Consider the following 13799-nt stretch of genomic DNA (forward strand, 5'->3'; position numbering starts at 1 on the left):
TTCCCGCGCACGCCGGTTTGGAGGGCTCCACCATGACGATGGTGTCGGAATCCGCGCCCGTGGACGACCACTTCATCGACGATTTGCTCGGTGCGCTGACGGCGTTGTGCGCGGGTGACTTCTCCGCCCGTCTCGGGGAGCGGTCCGGCCGCGACGCGCTGATCGCCCAGCGCTTCGACGAGCTGGCGGCCCTGCAGCAGCGGCACTCCGGGGAGCTGGAACGGGTCAGCAAGGTGATCCGGCGGGACGGCCGGCTGACCGAGCGGATGGCAGACCTCGGTTTCGAGGGCGGCTGGTCGCTGTCGAGCCAGGCGGTCAACTCGCTCATCGACGACCTTGCGCGCCCGACGCACGAGGTCGCGCGTGTGATCGCGGCTGTCGCGGAGGGTGATCTCTCGCAGCACATGGCGCTGGAGATCGCCGGGCAGCCGGTGCGGGGTGAGTTCCTCACGATCGGTACGACCGTGAACACCATGGTGGACCAGCTCTCCTCGTTCGCGGACGAGGTTACCCGGGTGGCGCGGGAAGTGGGTACCGAGGGCAACCTGGGTGGCCAGGCGCGGGTCAAGGGCGTCTCCGGGGTGTGGCGGGATCTGACCGAGTCGGTGAACTCGATGGCGGGCAACCTCACCAGCCAGGTCCGCAACATCGCCCAGGTCACGACGGCGGTGGCGCAGGGCGATCTGTCCCAGAAGATCACTGTGGACGCACGAGGTGAGATCTACGAGCTCAAGTCGACCGTGAACACGATGGTCGACCAGCTCTCGGCGTTCGCCGACGAGGTTACCCGGGTGGCCAAGGAGGTCGGTACCGAGGGCAGGCTCGGCGGGCAGGCCCAGGTCAAGGGCGTGTCCGGGGTGTGGCGGGATCTGACCGACTCGGTGAACGTCATGGCCGGCAACCTCACCACGCAGGTGCGCAGCATCGCCGAGGTCGCGGCCGGGGTCGCCCGCGGCGACCTCACCCGCCAGATCACCGTGGACGCCCGGGGCGAGGTCGCGGCCCTCGCCCACACCGTGAACACGATGGTGGAGCAGTTGTCGTCGTTTGCGGCGGAGGTGACGCGGGTTGCCTGGGAGGTGGGTACCGAGGGCAATCTGGGTGGTCAGGCGCACGTGCGGGGTGTGTCCGGGGTGTGGCGGGATCTGACCGAGTCGGTGAACTCGATGGCGGGCAACCTGACCAGCCAGGTGCGCAACATCGCGTTGGTGACGACGGCGGTGGCCCGGGGTGACCTGTCGCAGAAGATCACGGTGCCGGCGCAGGGTGAGATCGCCGAGCTGAAGGACACCGTGAACACGATGGTGGAGCAGTTGTCGTCGTTTGCGGCGGAGGTGACGCGGGTTGCCTGGGAGGTGGGTACCGAGGGCAATCTGGGTGGTCAGGCGCACGTGCGGGGTGTGTCCGGGGTGTGGCGGGATCTGACCGAGTCGGTGAACTCGATGGCGGGCAACCTGACCAGCCAGGTGCGCAACATCGCGTTGGTGACGACGGCGGTGGCCCGGGGTGACCTGTCGCAGAAGATCACGGTGCCGGCGCAGGGTGAGATCGCCGAGCTGAAGGACACCGTGAACACGATGGTGGAGCAGTTGTCGTCGTTTGCCGACGAGGTCACCCGGGTGGCCAAGGAGGTCGGTACCGAGGGCAAGCTCGGCGGCCAGGCCACGGTCGACGGGGTGGCCGGCACCTGGAAGGCCCTCACCGACAACGTCAACCAGCTCGCGTCCACGCTGACGACCCAGCTCCGGGCGATCGCCGAGGTGTCGACCGCGGTTACCCGCGGTGACCTCACCCGCTCGATCACGGTGGAGGCCGAGGGTGAGGTCGCCGAGCTCAAGGACAACATCAACCAGATGATCGCCAACCTGCGGGAGACCACCGAGAAGAACGCCCAGCAGGACTGGCTGAAGTCGAACATCGCCCGTATCGGCAGCAAGATGCAGGGCCAGCGCGACCTGTACGCGGTCTGCCAGATGATTATCAGTGAGATGACGCCGGCGGTCGGCGCCCAGCTCGGCACGGTCTACCTGCTCGACTTCATCGAGGGCGACAAGCTGCGGCACGTCGCCGGCTACGGCTCGGCGCCCCGCAAGCGCTCCGACGGCACCTTCCTGTTCGGGGAGGGCCTCATCGGCCATGCCGCGGTGGAGAAGAAGGGCATCCGGGTGGAACAGGTGCCCAACGGCTACCTCTACATCCGCAGCGGCCTCGGGGAGGCTCCACCGAGCGATCTCGTCGTCGTGCCGGTCCTCTTCGAGGAGCAGGTGCTCGGGGTCATCGAACTCGCCTCCTTCACCCGGTTCTCCGAGCTGCACCTGCACCTGGTCGACCAGCTCGTCGGCACGATCGGTGTCGTCCTGAACACGATCATGGCGAACGCGCGGACGGAGGAGCTGCTCGCCCAGTCGCAGCGCCTCACCCAGGAGTTGCGCTCGCAGTCGGTGGAGCTCCAGCGCACCAACAACGAGCTGGAGGAGAAGGCCGCGCTGCTGGAGGAGAAGAACCGGGAAATCGAAATGGCCCGCATCGGGCTGGAGGAGAAGGCCGAGCAGCTCGCCCTGTCGTCGCAGTACAAGACGGAGTTCCTGGCGAACATGAGCCACGAGCTGCGCACGCCGCTCAACAGCCTGCTGCTGCTGGCGAAGCTGCTCGCCGACAACCCGGAGGCCAACCTCACCCCCAAGCAGATCGATTTCGCCGAGACGATCCACTCGGCCGGTTCCGAACTGCTCGAGCTCATCAACGACATTCTCGACCTGTCGAAGGTCGAGGCCGGCAAGATGGACGTCGAAGCCACCACCGTCCGCACCACGACCCTGTGCGACGCGGTCGCACAGATATTCGGCCCGCTCGCCGAGGAGCGGGGGCTGTCATTCGAGGTGACGGTTGCCAGCGACGTCCCGGCGGAATTCGTCACCGATGAGCAGCGTATTCAGCAGGTGTTGAAGAATCTGCTGTCCAATGCGGTGAAGTTTACTGATTCCGGTGAGGTGCGCCTGGACGTCACCGTCGCGTCCGACGAGATCGCGTTCACCGCGCCGAGCCTGTCCGCCGCGCCGGTGGCGCTGGCGTTCAGCGTGTCCGACACCGGTATCGGGGTGGCGGCCGACAAGCTCCGCATGATTTTCGAGGCCTTCCAGCAGGCGGACGGGACGACGTCACGCCGTTACGGCGGTACCGGGCTCGGCCTGTCGATCAGCAAGGAGCTCGTGCGGCTGCTCGGCGGGGCCATCGGGGTCGCCAGCGCCGTCGGCCAGGGCAGCACCTTCACCCTGTACGTACCGTCGGTGATGCCCTCGGAGGTCCTGCCCTCCACCACCCCCGGGGACAACGAGGGAACCATCATGCTGTCCGGGGAGCCCCGCGCGGCGGCGTCGCGCCGGCCGGCGGGCGCACAGGGCAGGCATCCGCTGGAGGGATCCCGGTTGGCCGGCCGGCCGGTCGGTTCCGCCGGGGTGCCGGGCGAGGATGCCGACCCCGAGCCGGCCGCCACGACCTGGTCGAGCCAGGCGGGATCGGGTAAGGACGGACCGGCCAGGAACGGATCCGCCGCGGAGGGGCCGGGTGCGCTGTCGGTGCCGGCGGCACGCCGTTCGTCGCGTTCGGTTCCGGGCGTGACAGGGCTGGTGACGACCGGTATGTCCTTCCTCACCGAAGCGCCCGAGGAGTTCGCCCGCCCCGAGCCCGTCAACGGGCTGGACGAGACCGACCCGCTGGTCGGCGCGACCGTGCTTGTCGTCGACGACGACGTCCGCAACGTGTTCGCCCTCACCAGCGCGCTGGAGATGCACGGCATGCGGGTGCTGTACGCGGACAACGGCCATGACGCGATCCGGCTGCTCCAGCAGGAGGGCTCGATGATCGATCTGGTGCTGATGGACGTGATGCTGCCGGGTCTGGACGGGAACGAGACCACGTCGACGATCCGGCAGATGCCTGCCTTCGCCGCCCTGCCGATCGTGGTGCTGACCGCGAACGCGATGCCGGGTGACCGGGAGAAGAGCTTCGAGGCGGGCGCGACCGACTACATCACCAAACCGGTCGACCTCAGGCATCTGCTCAGCGCCATGCGGTCGCAGCTGTAGGCGGCCGCATGGCGCTGAACGGCATCCGGTAAGTCGCATCCGTCTGTGGTCGCACCTCGTGGGCGGCCGCGTCCGGGTGGGCATGGAAGGGAGCCTCGGAGCCGCCGATGTCCGCCTGTCCGCCTGTTTGCCTGTCCGCCGACGCGGGGGCCGGTGGGCAGGGATACCGGTAACGGCCCGCGAGGTACGCGCCGGTACCGGCCCACACGGGTACGGTGGGCGCCGCGACCGGCAGGACTTCGTCTGGACCGGGTGCCTGGATCGGATGTTTTGTCGGCGATACTTCCTGGGAACGGAACGTGAGTATTGCGGAAGGCGTGTGGTCGCGGATGCCTGACCGCTTGAGGGGGCTTGTACGGTTGGGTTTTGACGCATGTCCCCAAAGCTGGCAATGCGCCGTGGGCGAGGAGGCGGGCAGGTGACCGAGCGCAAGGGCAGCCTCGTGGGCGCGGTGGACGCCGAGGATGCGCACGGCACGGAACGTCCGCGTAGCAAGATCCTTTTGGTGGACGACCGGCCCGACAACCTGATGGCCCTCGAGGCGATCCTGGCCTCCCTCGACCAGGATCTGGTCACCGCGTCGTCGGGGGAGGACGCCCTCAAACGCCTCCTGGTGGACGATTTCGCCGTGATCCTCCTGGACGTCCAGATGTCGGGCATGGATGGTTTCGAAACCGCGCACCGCATCAAACAGCGTGGCCGGACGCGGGACACTCCGATCATCTTTCTCACCGCGATCGACCGGGAGCCCCACCACGCGTTCCGTGGGTACGCCGTCGGCGCGGTCGACTACATCGCCAAGCCGTTCGACCCGTGGCTGCTGCGCGCGAAGGTCACGGTGTTCGTCGAGCTGTTCGAGAAGAACGAGCGGCTTGCAGAGCTCGCCCGGGCGAGGGTCCGCGACTTCGACCTGATGGCCGAGATCGCCGAGCGGCTGTCCGCGCTCGAGGTCCTGCTGGAGGGTGCCTCCCCGAGTATCCCCGAGGAGACCATCGCCGCCGCGGCGGCCGAGGTCCGCGGCCTGGTCACGCGGCTGCAGCCGTTCTCCCGGGCCGGCGGCGGCCCGCCGGCCACGACGTCCTGACCGTAGCTGTTCCACGGGGCCGGGCCACCGGGGGCGCCGTCCACGATCATCCGCACAGAGCATGATCCGGGCGAGTTTGTCGTTCGGTGCGCTTTTCGGCCCGGTGGGCGTACCGAACGACAAACTCGCGGCGATCTTCTTCGCTGGTGGCCGATCACCGGCCGCCGACTACGTGGTTGCGTATGGTTACATGGCCGGCGCGCTGGGAGCCGAGGAGCTGGCCGGTCGCGGAACCCGCTGGCGCCGAGGGCTTGGTGGGGGCACAGGGCTTGGCGGGGGCACAGGGCCTGGTGGGGGCACAGGGCCTGGTGGTGCGGGCTCAGGACTTGGCGAAGTTGAGCAGAACCTCGATGATCCCGTTGTCTTCGACCCGGATCCCGCCGACGTTCGGTGAGTCGATGTCGTAATCGCTGAACGTGACCGGAATCTGCCCGCTGACCCGGATCTGCCCGCCGGTGAGCTGGGTGTCCAGCGGGACGGTGACGGTCCTGGTGACACCGTGCACGGTCAGCTCGCCGGTTGCCTGGTAGGTCTTCCGTTCGCCCTCGGCGGGCACCGACCCGAGGTCGATCGGCCGGGTCAGCCTGAAGCTGGCCGTGGGGAACTGGGACGTTTCCATGATCCGGCCACGGAACTGGTTGTCGCGCTGAGACTGGTCGCTGGTGATGGTGGCCACGTCCACGCTGAAGTCGGCGGACGGCACGGTGGTGCCGTCGACGACCAGCTTCCCGGTGACGGACGATGTCCGGCCGACGCGGTGGTGTCCTGCCCGAACAGGACCTCCTTGACGCGGTAACCGGCCTGCGAGCCGGCGGCCACCGTCCACGTCCCGTCGATGGTGGTGTAGGCGGTCATGCCGCCGGTGGCCGGGCTGGCCGTGGCGCTGCCAGGTGCCGTCGCGCTGTCCAGCGACAGTTCGGCTGGCGGATCACCCTCGATGAAGTTGATGTAGACGAACGGCCCGCCGACCACGAGGGCGGCCAGGACCACCACGCCGATCACCACGCCCTTCACCCAGCGCGGCCGCTTCTTCTTCGACGGGCCCGGCGGATCCGGCGGACCTGGCGGACTCGGCGGACTCGGCGGGCCTGACTGCTGTGGTGGGCCCGGCTGGCTCGGCGGTTGCTGCGGTGGGTCTGCCGGACGGGAGGCGTCGGCTACCATTGATCGCTCCTGGTGGCTCTGTGACTGCTTGTAGTTCTGTGGCGGGTTGTGGCCGGTCTGTGGCATCTGGCGCGGGGCGCTGGGGTCCGCTGCTGGCCACATAGGTCGGATGTTGCACGAGCAACATAAAAAAATCATGAATATGATCCGGTTTGGCGGCCTGTCAGCCTGGCGACACGGATCTGCCGGCCCGGCCTCGCGGACGGCTACCCAGCACCGTCACCGCAGCGTGCCCTCCCGGAGGTCGACACCACCGGAGGACGCCACCGGACGGCGCGGGGCGGCCTGCCGGTTCTGCCCGCTGGCACCGCCGAATCGGCCCGGTGGCACCGCCGAATCGGCCGGCTGGCCGAGGATGCTGCGGCATGGCCGGATCAGCCGGCCGGATGGCCCCGGGCGACCGGACCGGCGGGGCGGCCGGATGGCGCCGGGGCGGGTCGTCACGGCAGGCGAAGTCAGGCCGGGGGAGCGCCGAGCGCGCGCAGGTCGGCCTGCATCTGGTCGATCTCGACGGCCTGGTTGATGACCATCGCCCTGGCCAGGGCCCGGACGTTCGCTTCCTGCGCCTGGGCCGCCGCGTACTGGGCCATCGCGATCCCACCGCGGTGGTGGCGGATCATGAGCGTGAGGAAGAGGACGTCCAGCTCCCGGCCCTGCGTCGTGGACAACTGGGCCAGTTCGGCGTCGGTGGCCATCCCCGGCATCCGCGACGAGCCGGCGGGAGCCGTGCCGGCCGTACTGGCTGTGTCGGCCGGCGAACCGCCGCCCGCGGCGTCGTGACCAGCATCATGACCGGCATCGTGACCAGCATGGCCGCCGCTGTCCCGCATCCACCGCATCGGCGGTGCGGTCGAGACCTGCGGCAGGCCCCAGCTGGTCAGCCAGGCCGACATGATGCCGATCTCCCGCTGCTGGGTGAGCGCGATGTCCTGGGCGACACTGCGCTGGGTGGCATCTGCGCCGGCGCGGAACTCCACCATCGCCATCTGGACGGCCTGGGCGTGGTGGGCGGACATGTCGTAGGCGAACCCGGCGTCCACCGAGTCCGCGCCCGGTGGACGGTCGACGAGCCCCCGCAGGCCCGCGCCGGCCGCCACCAGCGCGAACGCCACCACGGCCAGCAGCGCCACCCAGGATGCCCGTGCCCGCGGCCGAATCCGGCCTGCGGGCCCGCCGACGGGCCCGTCCGCACGCCCACCGGCGGGCGTGGCCGCGTCGGTGGCCCGCTCCGCTGTCGCGCCGTCCGTGCTGTCGTCGGCCACCGCGGTCAGATCTGCATCTGGGAGTTGAACACGAACGTCCGCTTGCCCACCTGGACCCTGGTCCCGGGGACCAGCGGAGCCGGCTCGTGCGGGTTCAGCGGGGTCCACACGGTCGCCTCGGGCGGGGCGATGTAGGTACCGTTCGCGGAGCCCTGATCCGCGATCACCGCGTCCCAGCCGTTGAGCGTGATGACGGCGTGGACGCGGGAAACCGCGCTCTCGCCGTCCTCGACCAGTAACGGAAGCGCGCGGCCGGCCCGGACGGCGTCGTCCCGGTCGGGCTGCCTGCCGATCACGATGTCCTTGTCGACGTTGACGGTCCGGCCGTCCTCGAAGACGATCACCCCGATGGTCGGCCGTGGCCCCCGGACGGGGTTGCCGGTCTGCTGGGCCAGGGACAGCCGCATTCGGTGCAGTAGGGCGCGGCCGGGTGGTTGAAGTGGCCGTTGGCGCAGAGGATGCCCTCGACCTGGGCTTCGGAGTTGCCCGGCAGCATGGTCGGGGCGTCCTGGTCGTCGAACAGGTCGGCGACGTCGAAGCCTCGGCCGGGCAGTTCGGTCAGCGCCTCGCTCTCGGTGTCCTCGACGTGTGCGTCCGGGGCGCGCCCGGCGAGTTCGGTCGGCGGGTCGTCGTTCGTGGCGGTGAGCGTGGCGAAGTCCTCTGCCTGCGTGGGCTCGGCGGCACGCAGCCGGGCAGCGGTGTTGAGCTCCTGCTGCTCTCTGCCGTGCTCCTGCTGCTCTCTGCCGTGCTCCTGTTCCCTGCCGTGCTCCGGCTCCCTGCTGCGCAGCGGTGTCAGGGCCGGCGGAGCGCTCGACACCGACCCGTCGGCGGGGCCCCTGGCCGGCGCGGCGTCCACCGACGGGATCGGCGCCGCCTCGGTCATCGGGTTGTGCGGCCCGCCGAAGCCGGCGGCGAAGTCCTCCTCGGCCCCTCGGGGCGGGACGAACACGGGCCCACTGCTGGCCACCAGGCTCACCCCGATACCGGGTACCGCCCCGATCCGCAGGTCCAGCGGGAAGGCGTCGGCAGCCGGGTTGTTCGCCACGCTGTCGACGCTGCCGACACCGGCCGGTCCGAGCGTGCCGGCCGGGCCGATGTCCAGGCGGGCGAGCCCGGCCGGCAGCAGGCGGTCCACCCAGGTGGCCGACTCGATCCCGGAGAGGGTGAGCGGGGTGGGGCCGTGGACGGCCACCTCCATCGCGCCGTGGATCAGCACGGCCAGCCGGTCGCCGACCTCCGCCAGCAGGGCGAAGTCGGGTACCACCTCCGGATCGGCGTCGACGAGCAGCCCGGCGACCCGGCGCACCAGCCGCCGGCCCGTCCCCGAGACCGGCCCTGCCTCGCCGGCCGCCTCGGCACACAGCGCCAGCAGCGTCTTGGTCATGTCCGACGTGCCAGGGCGACCGGTGCTGGCGACGACAAGAACGTCCGACAGGCGAACCACCACACCGGTCCCGGCCTCATGCCCGGATGCCACCACGACCCGGAAACCGTCGAGTCCCGCCATCGTCGCGCCCCCTGTCCCTCGTCCCTGGCCTGCCTCGGCCGCCGCCCCGCCCCTGCCGGCGCGTCCGGCCCGCCGGAGCCGGGCCATCCGCCGGCGTCCGGCGTGTCCCACCCCGGTGAGCCACGTGTACCAACCATCCTGCCGGGGGATCGGGCAGACGTCAGCAACATGTCGGCTACCGGCGGACTTTCCCTCGGGATGAGAATGTCACCTGGCCGTTGCCGGGAGGAGACCAGCCCGCCGGGCAGGCCGGCTGCCCGCCCACCGGACGTGACGTTCGGTCAGGGCGTTCGGCCAGCCAGAAGCCCGTTTCGGGGTCAGCCGAGGGCCCGGTCCAGGTGGAGGGCAGCGCTGATCAGGGCGAGGTGGGTGAACGCCTGCGGAAAGTTGCCCAGCGCCTCCCCGGATGGCCCGATCTCCTCGGCGTACAGGCCCACGTGGTTGGCGTAGGTCAGCATCTTCTCGAACACCAGCCGGGCCTCGGCGACCCGGCCGGCCCGGGTGAGCGCCTCGACGTACCAGAACGAGCACAGGTTGAAGGTGCCCTCGTCCCCGTGCAGCCCGTCGCTGCCGTCCGCCGCGTAACGGCGTACCAGGCTGTCACTGACCAGTTTCTCGCCGAAGCGGTCGAGGGTCGACAGGAAACGGGGGTCGGTGGGCCCGGAGAACTTCACCAGGGGCATGCACAGCAGGGACGCGTCCAGCCGGGACGACCCGGGATGCTCCATGTACGCGCCACGGACCGGATCCCACGCCGCGGTCTGGACGAACCGGTACGCGCGGCCGGCGTACTCCTTCCACTCGTTGGTCGGGCCGGGCAGGCCACGCTGCCGGGATATCCGGCATGCCCGCTCGAAGGCCACCCAGGTCATCAGCGCCGAGTAGGTGAAGCGCTGCCGGCCGCCGCGGGTCTCCCAGATGCCCTCGTCGGGCTCCTCCCAGTGCTTGGCGAGCCAGTCCAGCTGGCGGGAGAGCGCCTCCCACAGCTGGAAGGAGATCGGCGCGGCGAGCTTGTTGTAGAGGTACACCGAGTCCATGAGCTCGCCGTAGATGTCGAGCTGGAGCTGCCCGGCGGCGCCGTTGCCGATCCGCACGGGTTTCGAGTCGCGGTAGCCGCGCAGGTGCTCGAGGACGATCTCGTCGAGGTCGGCGTTGCCGTCCACGCTGTACAGGACGTGCAGGCCCTTGTCGCCGGGGGCCTCCTGACAGCGCTGTTCCAGCCAGTCCATGAACGCGGCGGCCTCGTCGGTGAACCCGAGCGTCATGAGCGCGTAGATGGTGAACGCGGCGTCGCGGATCCACGTGTACCGGTAGTCCCAGTTGCGGATGCCACCGAGCTCCTCCGGCAGGGAGGTGGTGGGCGCCGCCACCAGTGCTCCGGTGGGACGGTAGACCAGCAGTTTGAGCACGAGCGCGGAGCGGTTCACCATCTCCCGCCAGCGGCCGTGGTAGCGGCTGCGGCGCAGCCAGTTCTGCCAGTAGGTCAGGGTACGGTTGAACAGCTGTTCGGCCTCGCCGTCCACCAGCGGGCGGATCGGTGTGTTCCACTCCAGGACGACGTCCGCGCTCTGCCCCATGTCGAGCGCGAACGTCGCGGTGACGCCGGTGCCGTCGCTGGCCAGCGGGATGGCGGTACGCAGGGTGAGGCTGCCGACGGGGGAGTTGAACACCGCGCCCTGGCCGTCGACGATCGTCACTGTGTGGGATACCCGCCCGTAGTCGAAGCGCGGGTGACAGCGCAGCGAGAACTCGGCCCGGCCACGTACCGCCCTGGCCTGCCGGACGACCGCGTGCGGTGACTCGGTGACGTCGCTGTCCACCGGGACCATGAAGTCGACGACCTCGCCGACGGCCTGCGGGGCGAGGAAACGGGTCATCAGGACGTTGGAGTCCGGCAGGTAGAGCTGCTTGGCCCGGGAATCGGGGCAGTGGATGCGGAAGGAGCCGCCGCGTTCGGCGTCCAACAGGCTGGCGAACACCGAGGCCCCGTCGAAGCGCTGCGGACAGTACCAGTCGATGGTGCCGTCGGTCGCGACGAGTGCCACCGTGCGCAGGTCACCGATGACCGCGTGCTCTTCGATGGGCGGATAACCGGTCATGCGCATGAGTGGCCTCTCCGATGGGCTGTCGACAGAATCATCGCTCGGACCGTGTCCGTGGATCCTCGATCACGCGGGCGCTGTTCGGACGGCCGCCATCCATCGCCAGTCGTCGCCAGCCACCCGCATCCACCGACCCGGCCAGGGGCTTCCGCGAACGTACGTCCGGCCACTGGCCTGTGAGCGCCAACTTCTCGAAGTGTCAGGCGATACCGATCGATCGTCGTGGGGCTACCTTGGAGCACGTCGACACCGCGTCGGGCCTGCGCCGTCGACGTCGGTGCTGCCCGACGTCGCTTCGCCGCTAATGCGGTGTCCCGGAGGAACGCGCCGCGTACTGGTGGAGCGTGCCGCCGACGGACCGCCGCTGCCGGTGGCGTTACTGGTGGCGATGTTACGGATGGTGACGTCGGAGCTGGCAACGCTGGGGGCGGGGCCAGTTCGTGGTTGTCCGACGTCAGACAGAAATGATCATTGGGTTGGATCGTCGGTCGGACGCCTGCCAGCAACGGCCGAGACGGGTCGGCCCTGACCTGGGGTTATCATAAATTCGTAACGAAAAGTGTTCAGATGGGCGCAATCTGGGGCGGATCTGGAGTGAGGGTCCGGGCGTCCATGTCGGCGGTCGTTCATATCACTCTACGATCACAGCATGCCGGCGCAGGGACCAACGGCACAGAATGGTCAGGGCGGTCTTGTCATGTTCGCCAAAGGCGACCGGGTGTCCCCGGTTGATGATCTTGGCGGTGGGGTCTGGTCACGCTGCGGGACCGTCCTGGCCGTGCACGCGGCGCCACACCGTGAACCCACACCGGGTGAGGAGCGGGTCCGGGTCGAGGCGGCCGGCTGGTTACCCTTCGAGGCGCCCCGGGCAACCGTGCTGTGGGACGACGGCACGGCAGAGATCATCGCGGAGGATCGGTTGCTCCTGGTGTACGACCGGGTGGAGCCACTCGGCATCCGGGTCGTGACCATGGCCATGGCCGCCCCCGTCGACGTCGTCGAGCACGGCGGGCATGTCGTCCTGCTCCTGCGTGAGGGCCTGCTGCCGCCACCCGCGGTCCAGCACCTGCGGGAGAAACTGCGCAGCGTTCGGGCATCCTTCGTCCCCGCCGGCGTGGACGGCCGTTCACCGGCGGAGATCCGCCGCCGCGACCTCGACCTGCTACGGGCCCTCATCGCCCAGCTGACCGGCTGACCCCAAATTGTTGCTTTGCAACAATTTGGGGTCCCCTGCGTCTATGGCTGGTCGTCTGTGGTGGGTCTGCGATCACCTGTCAGTGATCTTGACGGGATTTGTCTGTGCGAGATTTCTTTGTGGCGACGTGGGGATTTCTGCGGCTGTGGCCGGTCGTTCGTGGTGGGTTGACCGGAGGAGCCGGGGAAGGCCAGGACGAATGTGGAGCCGCCGCTGTCGCGGCAGCATCGCATTCACGTCCTGCGGGCCTGCTGCGGGCCTGGTCGGGGATCCGCGTCCCGCCGGAGGCGGTCCCGTCGCGGCTTTCCCGTACCCGCCTCCCCGGGGCGCTGGTGGGTGTCGCTGGGCGGCACCGCGCCGACAGGCGGTCGGCCCGCGTCCCCGGGGCGCTGGTGGCTGGCTGTCCCTGTGCCGGGCGGGGGGCGGGCCCGGGACTGGGGTCCGTGCGTCGGCCGTCAGGACGTCCTCAGGACGTGGAATAAGGGCCGGGGCGCACGGACGGCCCGCCGTAGGAGCTGCCGTTGAGGCTGCCTCGTGGTGGCTGTTCCGTCATGGCCTGACTGACTTTGGACGCGATGGCTTCGGTCAGTCGGATCGCCTGCGTGAGTGACAGGTTCAGCACGATCTCGCTGTCATCGGTCATCGCAAAGCGCACCGAGACATCCGCCATGGTGGTTCCTTCCCTCCTGTGTCGGCTGTGAGGAGCCGGTTTGGTTCCTCCCACCATCCCTGATCGCGTAGTCGTACCGGCAGGCACCCCCCGGTAACCGATGAGCGCATCGGTGTGCTTCACACAATGATATTGCTAAATGCAAGATATTCCTTGCTCAAAGTAGGCGACTCGCGGTCCACTCTTGCTCTTACTTCACTTTAAGCGTCGGTACCGTTGCAGATAGCGCCTATTGTTGATTGCATCAGGAGGTCTCGTGACTGAGAACTCGGCGGTCCTCACGACCCGGTTGGTGGCCCGGGTCGTCCCGCGCCGCGGGGTCGACGGCCGTGCGCGCATGATTGCGATCACGCTTCTGCCGGGTCCGGGACTCCGGCCGAAGCCGTCTCCCGGCAGGCGGGCGAGGAAGCCGGACGGACCGGGCTTCCCCGCCAGCTGGGTGGATCGACCACCGACGCTTCCGCCGCGGGGGGTATGCGGGAAGCGGGCGGCGCGGTCGCGCTCCCCGTCCCAGTCATGACCGTTTCCGCTGTTCCCGGCGCTGTCGCCGCCGTTCTCGATCCCTCCGATCCCTCCGATCCCTCCGGTTCCTCGGGTTCCTCGGGTTCCTCCGCCGCCTCCGGTGGTTCCAGCGCCGTTGCCGGCGGCCCGGGCGCTGTCGCGGTCGCTTCCAGAGGTACTGGCCATGCTGTTGTCGATTCCGTTGCTGTTGCCATCGGCCCCGGAGCTG

General features: G+C 69.4%; 9 protein-coding genes. 3 read left to right on the forward strand and 6 right to left on the reverse strand.

Features of this window, described 5'->3' with window-relative positions; all coding sequences use genetic code 11:
• Positions 1-32 precede the first annotated feature (32 nt).
• Complete coding sequence (locus tag FSYMDG_RS03530; RefSeq protein ID WP_013872221.1) at positions 33-4085, forward strand: HAMP domain-containing protein; 4053 nt, start codon at positions 33-35, stop codon at positions 4083-4085.
• A 418-nt stretch (positions 4086-4503) separates the two neighbouring features.
• A complete protein-coding gene (locus FSYMDG_RS03535) occupies positions 4504-5169 on the forward strand; it encodes a response regulator (RefSeq protein WP_013872222.1) in 666 nt (221 codons plus the stop codon).
• Between the two features lie 319 nt (positions 5170-5488).
• On the opposite strand, the gene FSYMDG_RS27885 is transcribed toward FSYMDG_RS03535, so the two are convergent.
• The 5 genes from FSYMDG_RS27885 to FSYMDG_RS03560 all read right to left on the reverse strand — a co-directional run bounded on the left by FSYMDG_RS27885 (position 5489) and on the right by FSYMDG_RS03560 (position 11207).
• Complete coding sequence (locus FSYMDG_RS27885) at positions 5489-5995, reverse strand: YceI family protein (protein ID WP_237702967.1); 507 nt, start codon at positions 5993-5995, stop codon at positions 5489-5491.
• Between the two features lie 793 nt (positions 5996-6788).
• Complete coding sequence (locus FSYMDG_RS03550) at positions 6789-7595, reverse strand: DUF305 domain-containing protein (protein WP_013872223.1); 807 nt, start codon at positions 7593-7595, stop codon at positions 6789-6791.
• 5 nt (positions 7596-7600) lie between these two features.
• A complete protein-coding gene (locus tag FSYMDG_RS29525) occupies positions 7601-7939 on the reverse strand; it encodes an FHA domain-containing protein (RefSeq protein WP_347176554.1) in 339 nt (112 codons plus the stop codon).
• On the reverse strand, positions 7936-9189 hold the full coding sequence (locus FSYMDG_RS03555) for an FHA domain-containing protein (protein ID WP_349304118.1): 1254 nt from the start codon (positions 9187-9189) through the stop codon (positions 7936-7938). Before FSYMDG_RS03555 ends, FSYMDG_RS29525 begins: the two co-directional genes overlap by 4 nt.
• Positions 9190-9419: 230 nt before the next feature.
• Positions 9420-11207, reverse strand: a complete 1788-nt coding sequence (locus tag FSYMDG_RS03560; RefSeq protein WP_013872224.1) for a glycoside hydrolase family 15 protein — start codon at positions 11205-11207, stop codon at positions 9420-9422.
• A 694-nt stretch (positions 11208-11901) separates the two neighbouring features.
• Here FSYMDG_RS03560 and FSYMDG_RS03565 point away from each other — a divergent pair.
• Complete coding sequence (locus FSYMDG_RS03565; protein WP_013872225.1) at positions 11902-12399, forward strand: hypothetical protein; 498 nt, start codon at positions 11902-11904, stop codon at positions 12397-12399.
• A 466-nt stretch (positions 12400-12865) separates the two neighbouring features.
• Here the strand turns inward: FSYMDG_RS03565 and FSYMDG_RS03570 are convergent, their stop codons facing one another.
• Positions 12866-13069 (reverse strand): hypothetical protein, encoded by a 204-nt coding sequence (locus tag FSYMDG_RS03570; protein WP_013872226.1) that lies wholly within the window; start codon positions 13067-13069, stop codon positions 12866-12868.
• Positions 13070-13799 lie beyond the last annotated feature (730 nt).

This window comes from Candidatus Protofrankia datiscae, assembly GCF_000177615.2.
Lineage (GTDB): Bacteria > Actinomycetota > Actinomycetes > Frankiales > Frankiaceae > Protofrankia > Protofrankia coriariae.

Excerpts from the sequence above, each read along its gene's own strand:
- FSYMDG_RS03530 (WP_013872221.1), top strand. The coding sequence starts at position 33 with ATGACGATGGTGTCGGAATCCGCGCCCGTGGACGACCACTTCATCGAC.
- FSYMDG_RS03570 (WP_013872226.1), bottom strand. The coding sequence starts at position 13,069 with ATGGCGGATGTCTCGGTGCGCTTTGCGATGACCGATGACAGCGAGATC.
- FSYMDG_RS03555 (WP_349304118.1), bottom strand. The coding sequence starts at position 9,189 with ATGGCCCGGCTCCGGCGGGCCGGACGCGCCGGCAGGGGCGGGGCGGCG.
- FSYMDG_RS03565 (WP_013872225.1), top strand. The coding sequence starts at position 11,902 with ATGTTCGCCAAAGGCGACCGGGTGTCCCCGGTTGATGATCTTGGCGGT.
- FSYMDG_RS03560 (WP_013872224.1), bottom strand. The coding sequence starts at position 11,207 with ATGCGCATGACCGGTTATCCGCCCATCGAAGAGCACGCGGTCATCGGT.